Origin of the sequence: uncultured Stenotrophomonas sp. (genome assembly GCF_963519925.1) — a bacterium.
In the GTDB taxonomy this organism is placed as follows: Bacteria; Pseudomonadota; Gammaproteobacteria; order Xanthomonadales; family Xanthomonadaceae; genus Stenotrophomonas; species Stenotrophomonas maltophilia_AE.
Map to the genome: position 1 here is coordinate 1 of NZ_CAUQPH010000071.1, position 17,386 is coordinate 17,386.

11 protein-coding genes and 2 pseudogenes are annotated in these 17,386 nt (G+C 67.9%); 2 read left to right on the forward strand and 11 right to left on the reverse strand.

Annotated features, from left to right (window positions below):
• Together RWO33_RS12880 and RWO33_RS12885 are read right to left on the reverse strand one after the other, a co-directional pair.
• Positions 1-241: pseudogene (locus RWO33_RS12880) on the reverse strand (dioxygenase); the annotation flags it as partial.
• Positions 242-668: 427 nt separating this feature from the next.
• Positions 669-3,617, reverse strand: coding sequence for an EAL domain-containing protein (locus tag RWO33_RS12885; RefSeq protein WP_314105252.1), 2,949 nt, complete (start codon positions 3,615-3,617; stop codon positions 669-671).
• Positions 3,618-3,930: 313 nt separating this feature from the next.
• On the opposite strand from RWO33_RS12885, the gene RWO33_RS12890 reads away from it, so the two are divergent.
• A complete protein-coding gene (locus tag RWO33_RS12890) occupies positions 3,931-6,054 on the forward strand; it encodes a M13 family metallopeptidase (RefSeq protein ID WP_314105253.1) in 2,124 nt (707 codons plus the stop codon).
• A gap of 260 nt (positions 6,055-6,314) precedes the next feature.
• Here the strand turns inward: RWO33_RS12890 and RWO33_RS12895 are convergent, their stop codons facing one another.
• The gene (locus tag RWO33_RS12895) at positions 6,315-7,229 is read right to left on the reverse strand and encodes an oxygenase MpaB family protein (RefSeq protein WP_314105255.1); all 915 of its coding nucleotides are present in this window, start codon (positions 7,227-7,229) and stop codon (positions 6,315-6,317) included.
• A gap of 324 nt (positions 7,230-7,553) precedes the next feature.
• Here RWO33_RS12895 and RWO33_RS12900 point away from each other — a divergent pair, with 324 nt between their 5' ends.
• Complete coding sequence (locus tag RWO33_RS12900; protein WP_314105257.1) at positions 7,554-8,168, forward strand: hypothetical protein; 615 nt, start codon at positions 7,554-7,556, stop codon at positions 8,166-8,168.
• Positions 8,169-8,222: 54 nt separating this feature from the next.
• On the opposite strand, the gene RWO33_RS12905 is transcribed toward RWO33_RS12900, so the two are convergent.
• The 8 genes and pseudogenes from RWO33_RS12905 to RWO33_RS12940 all read right to left on the reverse strand — a co-directional run.
• Positions 8,223-8,996, reverse strand: coding sequence for a LytTR family DNA-binding domain-containing protein (locus RWO33_RS12905; protein ID WP_145481378.1), 774 nt, complete (start codon positions 8,994-8,996; stop codon positions 8,223-8,225).
• Positions 8,986-10,248 (reverse strand): histidine kinase, encoded by a 1,263-nt coding sequence (locus tag RWO33_RS12910; protein WP_145481376.1) that lies wholly within the window; start codon positions 10,246-10,248, stop codon positions 8,986-8,988. Before RWO33_RS12910 ends, RWO33_RS12905 begins: the two co-directional genes overlap by 11 nt.
• A 255-nt stretch (positions 10,249-10,503) precedes the next feature.
• Positions 10,504-12,153 carry a M28 family metallopeptidase gene (locus tag RWO33_RS12915; RefSeq protein WP_314105260.1) on the reverse strand — a complete coding sequence of 550 codons (1,650 nt, stop codon included), beginning with the start codon at positions 12,151-12,153 and terminating at the stop codon, positions 10,504-10,506.
• A 271-nt stretch (positions 12,154-12,424) separates the two neighbouring features.
• Positions 12,425-14,065, reverse strand: coding sequence for a CsgG/HfaB family protein (locus RWO33_RS12920; RefSeq protein WP_314105262.1), 1,641 nt, complete (start codon positions 14,063-14,065; stop codon positions 12,425-12,427).
• A gap of 18 nt (positions 14,066-14,083) precedes the next feature.
• Positions 14,084-14,749: a hypothetical protein gene (locus RWO33_RS12925; RefSeq protein ID WP_145481371.1), complete on the reverse strand. Its 666-nt coding sequence runs from the start codon at positions 14,747-14,749 to the stop codon at positions 14,084-14,086.
• Between the two features lie 64 nt (positions 14,750-14,813).
• Positions 14,814-15,914, reverse strand: a complete 1,101-nt coding sequence (locus RWO33_RS12930) for a hypothetical protein (protein ID WP_314105264.1) — start codon at positions 15,912-15,914, stop codon at positions 14,814-14,816.
• Positions 15,905-17,029, reverse strand: a complete 1,125-nt coding sequence (locus RWO33_RS12935) for a hypothetical protein (RefSeq protein WP_314105266.1) — start codon at positions 17,027-17,029, stop codon at positions 15,905-15,907. Before RWO33_RS12935 ends, RWO33_RS12930 begins: the two co-directional genes overlap by 10 nt.
• Positions 17,030-17,205: 176 nt before the next feature.
• A pseudogene (locus tag RWO33_RS12940) lies at positions 17,206-17,386 on the reverse strand (RNA polymerase subunit sigma-24); the annotation flags it as partial.

Here is a 17,386-nt window from a genome sequence, read left to right on the forward strand (position 1 = left end):
GCGCCGGGTACCGCAGGTCGAACAGCGCCTGCGGGAAACCGCCGAAATCGTGGATGGTGGGCGGCTGTGGGTGTGCGCCCACCACCGGCTGCCGGGTCAGCCAGTGCGCCGACGCCATCACGATCGCGCGCGGGCGCGGCAGTTGCGCGCCCAGCTCGGCCAGGCGCACCCCGACCAGACCCGGCTGCAGCGCGGTCATCGGCGAACCGTGGGAGATGTACAGCGAGGGCAGGCGGGTCATGGGGGCTCCAGCAGGCGATGCATCGGGAAAGGTGCTGATGCAGCTTATTGCCTTCACTGGTGATGATAAATGCCAAAATCAGCGCGCATTGTTCCACTGATGTCGGGCCTGACGCTGGCGCCGGATGGCGGCCCCTGATCGTGGTGCCTGATGGCGGCACCTTTTGGTGGCACCTTTTGGCGGCACCTTTTGGTGGCACCTCATGGCGGCACCTTTTGGTGGCACCTCATGGCGGCACCTTTTGGTGGCACCTCATGGCGGCACCTTTCGGCGGCACCTCATGGTGGCACCTCATGGTGGCATCTACTGGTAGCGCCGACTGTTAGTCGGCTGCTCTTCGCCGCAGCACATGGCTGCCCGTAGCCCCGCGCCTGGTGATGCAGCCGACTAACAGTCGGCGCTACCTTTCGGCATTCCGGCCGCCGTTTTACGCGGCGGCGGTTTCCAGCCGTTCTATCACTTCGGCCAGCGGTGCCGGCCGGCCCAGCAGGTAGCCCTGCACCTGGTCGCAGCCGTGCGCGGCCAGCCATTCGTGCTGGCCCGGCGTCTCCACGCCCTCCGCAATCACGGTCAGGCCCATGCTGTGGCCCAGCGACAGCAGCGCGCGGCAGATCGAGGCGTTGCGCGGGTTGATTTCCACGTCCGCGACGAAGCTGCGGTCGATCTTCAGGATGTCCAGCGGCAGGTGCTGCAGGTAGGACATGTTCGAATAGCCGGTGCCGAAGTCGTCCAGCGAAATGTGGATGCCCTGCTCGTGCAGCCGCTGCATGGTCTGCTTGGCCTGGCCCGGCTTGCGCATCAGGCTGCTCTCGGTCAGCTCCACGTGCAGCGCCCCGCGCGCCAGCCCGAATTCCTGGCTCGCGCGCTGGAACTCGGCGACCAGGTCGCTGTTGAAGAACTGCACCGCCGACACGTTCACCGCGATCGGCAGGTCCCAGCCGGCGTCCACCAGTTGCCGCTGCGCGCGCGCCGCTTCGCGGATCACCCAGCGGCCCAGCGCCAGGATCAGGCCGGTGTCCTCGCACAACTGGATGAACTCTCCCGGCGGAATGAAACTGCCGTCGGCCTGCGGCCAGCGCAGCAGCGCTTCCAGCGCCGCCGGGGTGCCATCGCTGGCGTGGCAGATCGGCTGGAAATACAAGGCGAATTCGGCGTCGATCGCGCTGTGGATGCGTCCGGCCAGGCGCAGCCGGTCGGCCAGCCGCGCGCTCACCGCGCTGTCGAACCAGGCGATCACGCTGCCTTCGTCGCGCGCGGCGTGCGCCGCCTGCGCGGCCATGCCGATCACCTGTTCGGCGCTGACCACGTCGCCGTCGAACTTCACCGCCACGCCGATGCGCGGCTCGAACTGGTGCAGCCAGTCCTGCCCACGCACCGGTTCGGAGACGGTCTGCACCAGCGTGTCCAGCGCGCTCTGGCGCTCATGGTCATCGCGGATCGCGAAGATGAAATCCTCGGCCGGCTGGAAGGCCAGCAGCCCGTAGCGCACGCCCAGTCCGCCCAGGCGCTTGGCCATGGCCTGCAGCACCACCTCGCCGACCTCGCGGCCCAGTGTATCGGCCACCAGCTGCAGGCCGCGGAACTGCACGTAGGCGATGGTGTAGCTGCCGCCCTCCTCGTCCAGCTGCGCGGCCAGCGCGCGCGTGTTGAGCAGGCCGGTGGCCGGGTTGTGGGTCGCGTGGTAGGCCAGGTCGCGCTCGTAGGCCACGCGGTCGCTGATGTCCTCGGCCAGCACCAGGCAGGCCTCGCGCCCGTCGAAATCCAGCCGCGCCAGGTGCGCACGCACCTCGAACACCGTGCCGTCCTTGCGCCGGTGCAGGCGCACCTTGGCGTCCTGCAGGTCGCCGCTGGTTGCATTGGCGATCGCCCCGCGGATCTCCTCCCAGCCTTCGCGCGGGCGGATGTCGAGGATGCTCATCGCCAGGAATTCGTCGCGGCTGTACCCGTACTGGCGCACCGCCGCCTCGTTCACTTCAAGGAAGCGCAGGGTGTCCGGGTCGAATACCCAGAACGGCGCCGGGTTGCGGTCGAACAACAGGCGGAACTGGCGCTCGGCCTGCTGCGCCCGCGCCAGCGCCTGGACCCGTTCGCTGACGTCGGTGAGTGCACCGATCATGCGCCGTTCCTGGTCGATGCCACCGACCTGCTGGCCGCGCGCCGACACCCAGTGGGTGGTGCCGCCCGGCAGCACGATGCGGAACATTTCATCCAGCACGCCGTTGCCGGCGAACGCCTGGTGGAAGGCGTCCCGCAGGCGCTGCGCGTCGTCCTGGTGCACGCGGTCGAAGAACTCGGCCACCGGCAGCGAATCCAGCGGAATGCCGAAGATCTCGCGGGCCAGCGGCGACCAGCGCAGCACCGCGGCATCCTCGTCCACCGTCCAGGTGCAGATCTTGCCGACCTGGTGGGCCATGCGCAGCTCGGCATGGCCGGTGCGCAGCTCCGCGCTCATCGCATCCTGGCGACGGGTGGCGCGGCGCAGGCTGCTGTAGACCAGCGCGAACGCGCCCCAGTACAGCAGGTACAGGCCCAGCGAGGCCTGCACGTACGGCCACCACGGCGCCAGCACGTCCTGCCGGGCCAGCCCGGCGTATACCGCCAGCGGGTACTCGGCCAGGGTGGTCAGGGTGGAAATGCGCTCCACCTGGTCGATCGGGCTGTTTTCGATGCCCAGCGGGGTGACCGAATCGCGCCCGACCAGGTCGCGGCGCTGCAGTTTGTAGCGCTTGCCGGTGAGCCCTTCGTTGTCCGGGCTGCGCGCCAGGACATGGCCGGCGCCATCGCTGATCGAGATCACACCGTGGTAGCCGATATCCAGGCCGCTGATCACCGACTGCAGCTCGCTGGCATGCAGCCGGCTCAGCAGCCAGCGGTCGTCGCCCATGCGCAGCGCCAGCGGCACCACCCAGCGCCGCATGCCCAGGTCCTGGGGCGGCCCCAGATACAGCTGGCTGGCCGCACCGCGGTGGTTTTCCACGATCCAAAGCGGAAGCGTCAGATCGCCGCCGCCGCTGGTCAGGGCGCGGCCGAACTGGTCCACCACCACGATGCTTTCCAGCTCGGCATGGCGCTGCAGCACGCCGTCGATGGCCTCGTCCAGCAGATCCGGCGCCTGCGCCGGTACCCGTTCGAACAGCTGCGCGCCGTCGGCGGCGATGCCGCGCATGGCCCGCTCCAGGTTGCGCAGTTCCAGCCGCAGCAGCCGCTGCGAGCTGGTGGCCAACGCCGAGCTCTGGCGCTGGGCGGCCTCGTGCCGTCGCTGGTAGTCATTGGCCAGCATCATCACCAGACCCGCACCCAGCAGCAGGCCCATGCTGACGCCCAGCCAGACGATCGTGCGCAGCGGCCGCGCCATCGGTTGGCTCAGCGCGGGCATCGCGGACCTCTACCTCGGTGACGGCCTGACTTCATGTAAACGCTTCCTGGTTTCCCCAAACCTGAGCGGCCGACGTCGCACTTTCTTGACGTCTCCAAAGCCCGTTCCCCACGGGCCAAGCTTTGGCCGGCGCCTTGTCCCCAGCATGCACCAGCCGGAGCCGCGCGGGAAGAGGTGAGACGGGCGTCACATAGATGAGGCGGGTCAACCCACCTTGGGGTTCGGTAATTGGAGCTGTCTGGTGGGGCGTCGGGCCGCCTGTGTCCGGGTCGCGGGCGATAGACTTGGGGTTTTCCCGTCGCCTGAGAAGTTCATGTCCAAGCTGCGCCGCTCCACCCTGATGCTTGCCGTTGCCGCCAGCCTGTCGCTGGGCCTGGCCGCCTGCGACCGCGATGCCACCGCGCCGGGCGCTGCCCCGGCCGCCGACAGCGCCGCCACCCCGCCCGCCGCACCCAAGCCGCAGCTGGGCAGCTTCGGCTTCGATGCCGCCGGCATGGACCGCAGCGTCGCCGCCGGCGACGACTTCTTCGGCTTCGCCAACGGCAGCTGGGTGAAGAACACCGAGATCCCGGCCGACCGCTCCAGTTTCGGCAGCTTCAATGTCATTTCCGAGAAAACCCTCGCCGATACCCGCGCCATCCTCGAAGGCGCCGCCGCCAACACCCAGGCCAGCGGTGAAACCAAACTGATCGGCGACTACTACGCCGCGTTCATGGACGAGGCCGGGATCGAATCGCGCGGCATGGCAGCGGTCAAGCCCGAGCTGGACGCCATCGGCGGCATCGCCGACAAGGCCGCGCTGGCCACCGCGCTGGGCGGCACCCTGCGCGCCGACGTGGACCTGCTCAACGCCACCAATTTCTATACCGACCGCCTGTTCGGCACCTGGGTGTCGGTGGACCTGCTGCAGCCGGACCGCAACGCGCCGTACCTGGTGCAGGGCGGCCTGGGCCTGCCCGACCGCGACTTCTACCTGGAAGGCGGGCGCATGGCCGAGCTGCGCAAGCAGTACCAGGCCTACATCGCGCAGGTGCTGCAGCTGGCCGGCGTCGCCGATCCGGCGGCCAAGGCACAGCGCATCCTGGCGCTGGAAACCCGCATCGCCCAGGCGCACGCCACCCAGGAAGAAACCAACGACGTGGCCAAGGGCGCCAACGCGTGGAACCAGGCCGACCTGAGCGCCAAGGCACCGGGCATGGACTGGGCCGCGTTCCTGGCCGCCGCCGGCCTGGACAAGCAGGACGACTTCATCGTGTGGCAGCCCAAGGCCGTGGCCGGCATCTCGCGCCTGGTCGCCACCGAGCCGCTGGACGTGTGGAAGGACTACCTGACCTTCCACGCTTTGGACCGCGCCGCGCCGTACCTGCCCAAGGCCATGGCCGATGCGCGCTTCGCCTTCCACGGCACCGTGCTCAACGGTACCCCGCAGCAGAGCGAACGCTGGAAGCGCGCGGTGGACGAAAGCAACAACGCCGTGGGCGAAGCGATCGGCAAGCTGTACGTCGAGAAGCATTTCGACCCGGCCACCAAGGCGCGTGCCGATGAAATGGCGAAGAACATCATCGCCGCGTTCGCCAAGCGCATCGACGCGCTGGAATGGATGTCGCCGGAAACCAAGGCGCACGCCAAGCGCAAGGTCGAAGGCCTCACCGTGGGCATGGGCTACCCGGACAAGTGGCGCGACTACAGCGGGCTGGAAGTGAAGCGCGACGACGCGCTGGGCAACGCCGAGCGCGCCAGCCTGTTCGAGTACCGCCGCAACCTGGCCAAGCTCGGCCAGCCGGTGGACCACAGCGAATGGGCGATGCTGCCGCAGACCATCAACGCGATGAACGTGCCGCTGGAAAACCGCTTGGTGTTCCCGGCCGCGATCCTGCAGCCGCCGTTCTTCGACGGCGCCGCCGACGATGCGGTGAACTACGGCGCCATCGGTGCGGTGATCGGGCACGAGATCAGCCACGGCTTCGACAATGCCGGTGCGCTGTTCGATGAAACCGGCCGCCTGCACAACTGGTGGACCGCCGAAGACCTGAAGCAGTTCAACGCCGCCGGCGATGCGCTGGCCGCGCAGTTCAGCAGCTACCAGCCGTTCCCGGGCGTGTCGGTGAACGGCCGCCTGACCCTGGGCGAGAACATCGCCGACGTGGCCGGCCTGGCCACCGCGTACGACGCTTACCAGCTGTCGCTGCAGGGCAAGCCGGGCCAGACCCTGGAAGGCTTCAGCCCGGACCAGCGCTTCTTCCTGGGCTTCGCGCAGGCGTGGCGCAGCAAGGCGCGCGAGCAGGCGCTGCGCAATTCGCTGCTGACCAACGTGCACGCCCCGGGCCAGTTCCGCGCGCTCACCGTGCGCAACCTGGACGCATGGTATCCGGCCTTCGAAGTGAAGGAAGGCCAGAAGCTGTACCTGGCCCCGGAAAAGCGGGTCAAGGTGTGGTGAGAAAAACGGGCGCTTCGGCGCCCGTTTTTTTCAAGGAACGAATGGGTAGCACCCGCGGTAGGGTCGGTTCCCAAACGACTGCCGATGGCAATGATCGGCAGGGTGACGCATGACAGGTATCGGGGTGACGCCTGCGTTTCAGGTCATGCGTAAATGAAATCACACACGTTATCGGCGGTCGTTTGGGAACCGACCCTACCGACGTGTCAGTGCTGCGTGCGTCGATGTGCCATTGGCCCCGTTCGCCAATGCGTTCCGGGTCACCAATGGGCGAGCGTGCTGAGCGGCACGCCCATGCGTGCGCACGCGCGCGCGGCCACCCCGTCCTGCAGCGCGCGGCGGAACAACGGCGACATGCCCTGCAGCACCCGCGCGGAAGCGCGTGCCTGGGTGCGCTGCATCTGCGTGCGTTCCAGCATCGCGATGGCCCACTCGGGAAGCAGCACCGCACCGGCGCCGAGGAACAGCTCGCGCGACAACCCCGCCATCGGTACCGGCAGCCGGATGCTTGAGAGCACCGCCAGCACTTCACGCGAGCGTCCGTCGAAACGGAGCAACGGACGCTGCCGTTCGAAGTACGCCTCCACCGCCTCTTCCGAGGCAGGCACATCGGTGGCCCCCAATGCTTCGGCCACGCGGCGGTACTCATCGTAGTAACGGTCGGCGATGGCCTCCGGCACTTCGCGGCAGTAACGCCGGTACCCCTGCAGGAAGCCGTAGGCCTCGGTCACGTGCACCCAGGTCAACAACGCGGGATCGTCGGCGGAATACACCTGCCCGTCCGGCGTCTGCCCGCGCACGTGGGCGTGGATGCGCTTCACCTTCGCGACCAGCGCCTCCACTTCGCCCGATGCCGCATAGCTGGTGCACGCCACGAACGCCGTGGTCCGGCGCAACCGCCCCACCAGGTCGTCGCGGAAGTTGGAGTGGTCGTACACCCCGGCCAGGGCCAGCGGGTGCAGGGTCTGCAGCATCAGCGCGCACAGCCCACCGGCCAGCATCCCGGGGAACTCGGCGTGCACCCGCCAGGTCGCGCTGTCCGGCCCGAACCAGCCCGGCTCGCCCACCGGATGGTCGTAATCGATGCCGCTCTCCCCGCGCGGGAACGCGCCCATCACCCAGCGCCGGATCGGGACGGTGGCGGGGCGGGTGAGCCGGTGCAGCAGTGACGACATCCAGGGGCTTCCAAGAGGGTGGAGAGGGCCGCGATCCTGCGCGGTTGCGTCAATTCTGCGTGATCCACGACGCCCGCGGGGCGTAGCGCGTGACGCCGTGCGCGGAATTGTGCGGTTGCAACAGGAGTGGGTGGGGTTTTTGGGCTTTCCGCAGCGATTTTGGATGATGCACCGCGCAAGAAAGCGCTCTACGCCCGCATTCAGTTTAGACACCTGCGGCGTTTTGTCGCACCGCCCATTGCCAAGCGCCGCGAACGTGCTTAGAACTGAATCCGCCTCACCGCAAGTCCAATGCGCCGCTGCACGTTCCCCAAGGAGCCCGTGATGATCGCTTTGTTCAAAGGTTTGGGTTTACTGCTCCAGGACAACGAGCTGTACAGCAGCCCGTTCGACAAGCAGGTCGCGCATTGGCGCAACAAGAGTGAGCAACAGATCCGCGAGGAAGTGGCCACGCTGGCCAAGGCCAAGGGCCAGTGGCTGATGGCCTCGATCGTCGGCTGGCAGGCCGCCTCGCTTTTGATCCTCGGCCTGATCGCCAACTACCTGTGGAAGGACGACTTCCATATCACCTTCACCCGGGTGGTGATCGTGTTCGGCTCATGGGTGTCGATCCTGTTCGTGATCTGGTTCATGGCCAACATGTTCGACCACACCGCCGGCTTCGAGCGCTGGATGAAGGCGTTCAACAGCCGCGCGCGGATCACCTCCGACGCCGACACCGTCGAATGCGTGGCCGAAGCACTGGACATGGCCCAGCTGTACCCGGAAGTGCTCGATTACAAGCAGGCGGTCACCGCGCGGCGCGAACTGCGCCACGAAGACATCCGCATCATGCGCGAGATCGGTCGCATGAAGCAGCATTCGGAACTGGTGGGCCAGCTCAACCATGTAGGCGAGCCGGACAGCGGCCACAACCTGAATCTGCAGCCGGCGTTCTGACCCATCGGGACCCCGGCAACGGCAGCGGGGCAGAGCCCCGCTCTACTGCGTGGGTCACATGCCGCGGAACAGGCTCATGAACGGCTGGCTCACGTTGAGCAGCTCCGGGCGCTGCTTCAACCGCAGCTGCCCGCGACCGGTGTCGTCGCGGGTCACCGCCGCCACTGCTTTCATGTTGACGATGGTGGAACGGTGCACCTGGCGGAAGCGCTGCGGGTCCAGCACCTCCAGCAGCTCGCGCAGCGGCGTGCGCAGCAGGCTTTCGCCGGCTTCGGTCACCACCGTGGTGTACTTGCTGTCGGCGCGGAAATAGACCACGTCCTCGAGCATGATCAGCTGGGTATCGCGGCCGTTGCTGGCGGTGATCCAGGCCAGCGGCGGCGCGCTCGACGCAGCGCCGGGCTGCTGGCCCAGGCGTTGCAGCAACTGCTCCAGCATCGCAGTGTCCGGGCGCCCCAGCTGCATGCGCGCCAGGATGCGTTCGCGCGTGGCCAGCAGGCGTTCGTCGCTGACCGGCTTGAGCAGGTAGTCGATGGCGCCGTGTTCGAACGCATCGATCGCGTACTGGTCGTAGGCGGTGACGAACACCACCTGGGTGCGCGGGCTGATCTCCGGCAGCGCACGCGCCACGTCGATGCCGCTGATCCCGGGCATGCGGATGTCGAGCAGGGCCAGGTCCGGTTTCAGTTCGGCCAGCCGCTCCAGCGCGCTGGCGCCGTCTTCGCATTCGGCCACCAGCCGCAGTTCCGGCCACAGCCGCTGCAGCTGCGCCACCAGCGACTGCCGCAGCAGGTCTTCGTCTTCGGCAATGAGCGCATCAAGCTGCATGGATCGCCTCGCGTGCGTCGCGCGGCAGGGTGATCGTTGCCGCCACGCCGCTGGGGAAGTTGGACACGATGGCCACGCCGGCGCGTTCGCCGCAGGTCAGGCGCAGCCGTTCGCGCAGGTTTTTCAGGCCGATGCCGGTGCCACTGCTGTTGCCCTGGCCGAAACCCAGCCCATCGTCGGCCACGGTCAGGGTGACGTGGTCGTCAAAGGCGCGCGCGATGATCCACACCGTGCCACCACCCGGCTTGGGTTCCAGCCCGTGCTTGATCGCATTCTCGACCAGGGTCTGCAGCGCCATCGACGGCAGCGGCAGACCGTGCAGCGCCGGCGGCACGTCCACCTGCAGCGCCAGCCGCGCGCCCATGCGGATCTTGAGGATCTCCAGATAGGCCTGGGTGCGCTCCAGCTCCACACCCAGCGTGGACATCGACTCGTCCACGCTCGGCAGCGAGCTGCGCAGGTACTGGATCAGGTGGCCCAGCATCTGGTCGGCCCGCGGCGGGTCGGTGCGGGTCAGCACCTGCGCGTTGGCCAGCGTGTTGTACAGGAAGTGCGGTTCCACCTGCGCATGCAGCAGGTTGAGGCGGGCCACCGACAGTTCCTTCTCGGTGGCGGTCTGTTCGGCCGCCGCCTGTTCGTCGCGGCGCTGTTCGGCCACGCGGCGGGTGATGGCGCGCCCGACCGCTTCGGCATTCTCGTAGTTGCTGCCTTCGTCCACCGCCAGCAGGTCGGCCCACACTCCCGCGTCGGGTTCGAATACCAGGGTGACGCTGCTGGTGCCCTGCCCCGGGCTGACCGTGGCCAGCACGCTGTTGCGCTTGATCGCCCAACGCGCCGGCAGGTTCCAGCGTGACGGCGGGCGACCGTTGTAAGGATCCACGCGGCGCACGTACGCGCGCACCTGCAGGCTGCCGGCGGCGCTTTCAATGTCCTCCACGCGGGGCAGTTCCTTGATTGCCTGTTCGACCAGGGCGAAGGCGGCGCCGGCGTCCATGGGCAGCTCGATCTGGCGGCGCTGGCGGCTGGACAGGGAAGCCGCGTCCAGCCGCCCGGCCACGATCGAGACCCGGCGCAGGTGGGTGATGCAGCTGCCCAGCGCGGTAACCATCAGGAACAGCGCCAGCAGCCCGAACACCCAGCCGGGGCCCTCGTCCATGCCGTGGAAGAAACCGCTCCAGACGAACCCGGCCACCACCAGCGCGGCGGCCCAGGCCAGCAGAATGCGAAGAATCAGGGAGAGACTGGCGAACACGGCGGCGTCTTCACGATGGGATGGTGTGAGGATAGCCCTGCCCGTGGAGCGCACAAGCGGCATGCGACGAAAGCGGGAAACGCGGGGATGAAATGGCGCCGGTGTGGCACCGGGGGTCCGGGGGCCACGTGGACACGCATGGCGTGTCCCTACGCGACCGGTCTGGGGGCCACGTAGCGACACGCCATGCGTGTCCCACGTACAGCGGGGCCGAAGACCATCCCCCCGCCGGCAGGAACCGGCGGGGGCCAACGCTTACCTGCGCTCTGCGGCGCTGGCATCGCGCGGTGCGCGGAACTGCGAGTCATCGCTCCAGTTCGGCCAGCTGCGCGAATTGGCCAGCTGGTTGCCCAGGGTGTACAGCACCTCCAGGTCGCGTGCAGCACCGGCGAACTTCCAGTCAGGCTGCCACTCGTCGCCCTGCTGGTGGTAGCGCTTGGCGGTGTAGTCGTCCGACGCCGCCTTGCCGGCGGCCACGCCGCCCTCCACCCAGTCCTGGCCCGCCGAGTACGACACCGCCGGCACGCCACGCTTGGCGAACGGGAAATGGTCGGAACGGAAGAACAGGCCGGCTTCTGGCTTGGGGTCCGGGGTGTAGCGGATGTCCCAGCCCTTGGCCACGTCCTTGAGCTGGTCAAGCAGTTCCAGACTGGCCGAACCATAGATGCCGAAATCGCGCGACGGACCGAACGGCGCCATGCCGTCCATGTTGATCACCGCCACGGTCCTGGCCAGCGGATACAGCGGATGGCTGGCGTAATACTCCGAGCCCAGCAGGCCCTTCTCTTCCGCGGTCACGGCCAGGAACAGCACCGAACGCTCGGGGCGCTTGCCCTTGGCGAAGCCACGCGCCAGTTCCACCAGCGACGCGGTGCCGCTGGCGTTGTCCAGCGCACCGTTGAAGATGGTGTCGCCGTCCGCATCCGGCTTGCCCACGCCGATGTGGTCCCAGTGCGCGCTGTACACCACGGTTTCGTCCGGGTGCTTGCTGCCTTCCAGGCGCGCGGCCACGTTGTGCGAGGTGATCACCTCGGTCTTCACCGCGTACTTGGCCGACAGGGTTTCGCCCTTCAGCTCCACCGGCTTGAAATCGCGGCGCTGGGCCTGCTTTTTCAGCGCCTCGAAATCCTGGCCGGCGCGCTTGAACAGGTCCACCGCCAGGTCGCGCTGGATCCAGCCTTCCAGCAGCGGGTGCGCCTCGGCCGGATTGTCGCGGACCACGTCGAACATGGTGTTAGTGTTGGAGCCGGCCACCGTAGCCCAGCCGTAGGAGGCCGGCGCGGTTTCATGCACGATCAGCACGCCCAGCGCACCCTGGCGGGCGCCTTCTTCGTACTTGTAGGTCCAGCGCCCGTAATAGGTCATGCCCTTGCCGTCAAAGTCGCCTTCGCCGGTTTCGAAATCGGGGTCGTTGATCAGCACGACGGCGATCTTGCCCTTCAGGTCCACGCCCTTGAAGTCGTTCCAGTTGCGCTCCGGCGCGTTCACGCCGTAGCCCAGGAACACCAGCGGGGCATTCTGGATGTCCACCTCGCTGGCACCGTTCATGGCGGCGCGCACGGCGATTTCCTTGCCCTGGCTGAGCGACTGCGGGGTGCCCTTGCTGGACAGCGCCAGGCTCGGCGTGCCGACGATATCGCCCTTGAGCAGCGGCACGGCCTGGGTCCACAGGCGCTTGCCGTCCTTCAGGTCGCCACCCGGCTGCAGGCCGGCGTCCGCGAACTGCTTGCTGAGGAAGGCGATGGTCTTTTCTTCGCCGGCGGTGGCCGGTGAGCGGCCCTCGTAGGCGTCGGAAGCCAGCTCCTTGACGTCAGCGGAGATCCGCGCGCCGTCGAATTTGGGCGTCGCCGCCATCAGCGCGCTGGACACCGACAGGGCCAGCACGCTCAGTACCACTCGCTTCATTGCTCTCTCCGCTGTTGGGACAACCCCACCATTCACGGATCATAACCGTCCCGCGCGCGACATGGGCCCCGTGGCCGGCCAACGGCCGGCGCTACCGCTTGCGGTTGATTGATCCCGATCCCGACCACCACGTAACAATTCGTAGCCCCGGCCGTTGGCCGGACACCGCGCGCAGCGCGGCGCAACCATCCGGAGCCGAAAACAAAAACGCCGGCTGCACTGCAACCGGCGTTTAAACCCACCGAAGCCGCCGATCAGGCGCCGATACACATCACCAGTTCGGATCTTCCGCCGGCGCTGCCGCCTTCGGTGCGGCCGCACGCGGCGGCTTCGGCTTCGCGCTGCCCGCGTTCGACGCGCTGGCCGCCGACGCGGCCGGCTTCACCGCACCCGCCTGCGAACGCAGCTCGATCGAGCCCGGCTTGAAACTCGCACCGCCCACGTCCGCGCCACCTTCGATGGTGCCGTAGGACGTCTGCGAGGCCACCCGATCCACACGGATCGTGCAGCACGGGGTTTCATTGCGGCCGAGCGAACGCCCGGTCTGCGGGTCCTTCAGTTCCTCGCCCAGCATCACCGCCTGCCAGCGCTGGCCGACCTTGAGCGTGTCGCCACCTTGGCTCAGCACCACCTGGTCGCCGGTCATCGCCACCACCGACACCGGGAAGATCTCGGTGATGATCGCGGTGCCGATCTGCCCCGACAGCGACTCCATCATCGCTGCGGCCATGCCCTTCCCATCGACCACGCGCGGCAGCGTGCTCGGGCCGGTCGAGGCCAGCTGGTGGTCGAAGCTGTCCGACATCACCACCTCGCCGGTGGTCGCGTTGATCAGGCGCAGGGTGATGCGGCCACCGCCCGAGTACGAGCTCACCTGGCGGTCGGACATGCGCAGGTTGCGCACGCTGCGCGGGTACTCGAAACGCTCGATGGTCGGAATCAGGATCAGGTCGGTGGCCAGCTGCTGGCCCAGCCGCGCGGTGTCCTGCAGGCGCACGTTGCCGCTGTTGATGTGGTCGATCTCGGCCTGCATCTCTTCGCCGAACTCGCGGTCCAGCACGATGAAGCGCTTGGTCTGGGTCAGCGTGTCGTTCAGGCGCGCGCGGATTGCCGCGGCCACTTCCTCGCTGGCCACCCGGCCATCGCCCACCGCGTAGCTGCCGCTGCGCACGTGCGGCTGGGCGACCACGATCTTCGGCCGGCCCTGCTCGGCCGGTGCACGGTACTGGGCGATATCGGCGCGCACGCGCACCTTCCAGTAGCTGCGCATAGTGCGGCGGCTGACATCGGATTCGAACGACTGCGCGCCGCGCTCGGCCTCGACGCTGGCCTGTTCCTTGTAGCTTTCCTTGATGCTGGCCGAGGCGGAACCACCACCCCCGGCAGCCTCGGCCTGCGCCTGCGCCGAGCCACTGGCCGAGGCAGACGCCGAATAACGGTAGCCGGCGTCGCTGGCGCGCACGCGGGCGATCACTTCTTCATCCAGCTGGCTGACTTCTTCCTGCGAGAGGATCTCGTACCCCAGCACCGCCCCCTGCGAGGCGGCGATCATCTGCTGGGCGAACGCGTCGGCGCGGATGTCGCCGACGTGTTCCCCATCCACGTCCACATGCAGGCCGGCACGCAGGCCCTGCATCTGGCTCGCCACGCGCACCCCATTGACCTGTGCCACCGCCGACTGCAGCGCGGCCAGCACCGCCAGCTCCGGCGTGCTGCCGATGCCTTCGGCCTCGCGCGCCACCTTGGTGGTGCCGCCGAAATCCGGCGTACCGCGCAGCGGCTTTTCGGCCGGCGCTTCCACCTTCGATCCGGCTTTCGCCGCAGGTGCCTCCACCGGTGCCTCCTGCTTGCCGCAGGCGGCAAGCAGGGTCACGGTGAGGGCCAGGCTCAACAGTCGGTATGGGGTCTGCATGCGTGGCGTTCCTTTCTCTTACAGGCTGTCGAGCATCGACTCAGCGTTGCCCGGCACCTTGATCTTGGCGGCGCGGGCGAAGGTCAGTGCGGCCTTCGACGAGGAGTACAGGCCCTTCAGGTAGCCCGGCGATTCCTTGGCCACCCACGCACCGGCGGCCAGCTTGCGGCCCACGGTGACCAGCTGGGTACCGCTCAGGCTCTTCATGCCGTTGGCGAAGTTGCTGGCTTCACCGCTCAGCTTCTGGCCCTCGGCAGCCGACGCGACCAGGGCGACCAGGCCGGTGGTGTAGTGCTGCTTGGACTCGGCGCTCAGCTCCGGCTGTGCCGCCACGCGCTCATCGATCGCGGCCTGGGCGGCTTCGCTGACCGAAACCGACTTCTTCATCTGGTCCACGTTGACCGAACCGGACGACAGCGCCTGGCGCTCGGCTTCCAGCAGCTGCACCTGCTCGGCCAGGCCGAAGGCCTTGGCGAAGGAAGTCTGCGCGTCCAGCGAATGCGACTGCGAGGCCACGAAACGACGCACCAGCGCTTCCTGCGCGGCTTCGTCCGGGGCGCCGGCCGACGCGGCGGCGGTGCTGTTGCCACCGCCGGCCAGGTCCTTCAGCTTGCCGAACTGCGCGTGCGCCGGCGCGGCGAAGGTGGTGGCGATGGCCAGTGCGATCAGGGTCTTGCGGATCATGGTGTAAATCCTTGTTGGAAAATGTTGGTGCGAACCGTGGGTACCGACCGTTGGCCGGTACGCCTTAGCGCACTGCCTTGACGTTGAGTTCGTTGATCATCTGCTGCGCACCCTTTTCAGAGGCGAACTGCAGCGCGTTGGTGCGGGCCACGGTCTCGTTCGGGCCGGTACCGGAGAACTGCACCGGGCCCACCGACGACACCGTCTTCGGGAAACGGCCGCTCACGTCCAGCACCTTGCCGGTGACGGTGACGAACACGCGGGTGTTGCCGCTGACCGGGTCGCGGTCGCGCATGCCTACGTCCAGCGTGCCCACTGCCAGGTACGGAATGTTGGCGGCCTTGATGCCGTTGGCGGTGTCGCGCAGGGTGGCAGGCGACAGGTCGTTGCCGGTGCTGAAGTCCTTGCGGATGCGCTCGATGCTCAGCAGGCCGCGGCTTTCGCCTTCCACGTATTCCGCTTCCACCACTTCATAGCCGGCCGCGCTGAACGCACCGGTCATGGCGGTGTTGATCTCGTTGGCGTTGGCCACCTTCCAGCTGACGTTGTCGCTGCGCTGGGTGGTGCTGCCACCGGAGGTGACCGACACCGACGCGTTCTGGTTGATGCTGCCGCTGGTGCTCACCGAATTGCCACGGAAGCTGTCGCCTTCGCGGGTCTTCTCGTCATAGCTCTGGCTGGCGTCGACGCGACGGTATTCCTTGTCCTGGAACGACTGCACGGTGTCCTGCGAGCGCGCCATGAACAGGAAGGTCAGCAGCGAACGTTCGTTGCCGCGCGCACCGGCGGCGGCCGAACCGGCATCCAGCTTGGTCTGCAGCAGGGTGGTGTTGATCTCGGCGCGCACGCTGACCGTATAGGTCTTGGCCTTCTTGTCTTCGGTGTCCGAGAGCGGCACCGCCGACAGCACGTAGCGGTCGATCTCGCCGATGAACTCGGCGCGGCGGTCTTCGAACAGGCGCAGCTTGGCCGCACCGGATTCGGCGATGTACGCCTCCAGTGCATTGACCTTGGCCTTGTTCAGCGCTTCGGCGCGGGTGTCGGCACTCAGGCGCAGGCCATAGCTGGCCGAACCGGTACCACGGGAGCTGGCGGTCTGCGCCGACACCGGCGCGGCCACCATCAGGGCAATGAGAATCAGCAGTACGGCACGAATCAACGGCATGAGGTGATCAACTCCTGGAGGGCTTGGGTCTGTTGCTGCAGCGGCTTGCCGCCGGGCTTCTGTTCGTCCAGCCACGCCTTCGAATCGGCGCGCCTGGCGGCGGCGCCGGCGAAGGCGTCGAAGCCGGCCAGCACGGTTTCGTAACTGGCCGACCACTGGTCCACGTGCCACTGCGTGGCCGGCACCACCTTGGTGGCGCCCTTGCGCAGCGGCTGGTCGAAGAACACCTTGCCCGAGAACGGCTCCACCACCGTGGCCTGGAAGAACGCGCCGAACAGCATCGTCTTCATCGCCGGGGTTTCGTTGATCACGCCGTTCTTCAGCGCATCCAGGCGCAGCTTCACCACGTAGTCCGGCTCGGGAATCTTCAGCTGGTACACCTTGCCGTCGGCAAAGCGTGCGGCCATCGCGCCGCCGATCGCCTGGCCGCTGGCCGGCGGCAGCAGGCCGATGCCGGTGTTGGACGACAGCGTCTTGGAAAGCTCATGCGCCAGCGTGGCGCGCAGCATGCCCGCATCCACCGCGTCGGGCAGCTTGCCCAGCACCGCATCGGACAGGGTCACCTCGCCCACCTGCAGGCGGCGCGTCGACGCCGCCGGCAGCTGCGCCTTGGCCAGGGTGTCGGCCAGCACCTGCGGCAGGCCGGTGGCGGCCCTGCCGTACAGCAGGTCGGCCACGATCGCATCGATGTCGTCCTCGTCCGGCAGGAACTCCATCACGTCGATGCGCTGCAGGGTGATCGGATAGGACGCCACCACCTGGCGTTCGCGGAAGTCGAAGAACAGTGCCTGCAGCGCCACTTCCACCAGCACCTTGTACTGCCCGCCAATCGGTTCGATCGAAACCAGCTCGCGGTCCAGCGCGGTCGCCAGCACCGTGGCACTGGTGGTGCCGTCGAGCATCGCCAGCGGCTGGTCGATCAGTTCCAGGTGTGCCGGACGCTGCGCCTGCAGCCGGGCCCACAGCGCCTGGTTGAGCGGGGCCAGGCCGCGCGCCTGCAGCACGGCGGCCGCACGCGGGGTGCTGGCGTCGACCTTGCTCTGTTCGGCGGTGTAGGCGAATCCGGCCCAGTAGGCCTGCTGCGACTTGTCGGCGGCCTGTGCGCTGCCGGCCATGGTGCCGACCACTACCCACCCGCACAGCAGCAGCCACGCGCTACGCGCGCGCGTACGCATCTTCCCTGAAAACATTGTCCCGCTTCCCTTATCGGCTGGACCTGGCAGGTGCCCGGTCACTTTTGAGAGTGCGCACGATAGACCCTGTTCAGGTTTCGAGCAAGCGCGGAAGTATGTCAGTCCGGTGTCGCCGCGTCCGCCCGCGCCTGCAACAGCGCGCGCTCCCGGGCGTTGGGGGTAAGCCGTGCAGCGCGTGCGAACGCGTCCGACGCTTCGCCCATCCGGCCCAACTGCGACAACAGGTCGCCCTGCACGGCGGCCAGCGGCGCATAGTCCTGCAGGCGCGGATCGCCCGCC

Excerpts from the sequence above, each read along its gene's own strand:
- RWO33_RS12885 (WP_314105252.1), bottom strand. The coding sequence starts at position 3,617 with ATGCCCGCGCTGAGCCAACCGATGGCGCGGCCGCTGCGCACGATCGTC.
- RWO33_RS12890 (WP_314105253.1), top strand. The coding sequence starts at position 3,931 with ATGTCCAAGCTGCGCCGCTCCACCCTGATGCTTGCCGTTGCCGCCAGC.
- RWO33_RS12895 (WP_314105255.1), bottom strand. The coding sequence starts at position 7,229 with ATGTCGTCACTGCTGCACCGGCTCACCCGCCCCGCCACCGTCCCGATC.
- RWO33_RS12900 (WP_314105257.1), top strand. The coding sequence starts at position 7,554 with ATGATCGCTTTGTTCAAAGGTTTGGGTTTACTGCTCCAGGACAACGAG.
- RWO33_RS12905 (WP_145481378.1), bottom strand. The coding sequence starts at position 8,996 with ATGCAGCTTGATGCGCTCATTGCCGAAGACGAAGACCTGCTGCGGCAG.
- RWO33_RS12915 (WP_314105260.1), bottom strand. The coding sequence starts at position 12,153 with ATGAAGCGAGTGGTACTGAGCGTGCTGGCCCTGTCGGTGTCCAGCGCG.
- RWO33_RS12920 (WP_314105262.1), bottom strand. The coding sequence starts at position 14,065 with ATGCAGACCCCATACCGACTGTTGAGCCTGGCCCTCACCGTGACCCTG.
- RWO33_RS12925 (WP_145481371.1), bottom strand. The coding sequence starts at position 14,749 with ATGATCCGCAAGACCCTGATCGCACTGGCCATCGCCACCACCTTCGCC.
- RWO33_RS12930 (WP_314105264.1), bottom strand. The coding sequence starts at position 15,914 with ATGCCGTTGATTCGTGCCGTACTGCTGATTCTCATTGCCCTGATGGTG.
- RWO33_RS12935 (WP_314105266.1), bottom strand. The coding sequence starts at position 17,029 with ATGGCCGGCAGCGCACAGGCCGCCGACAAGTCGCAGCAGGCCTACTGG.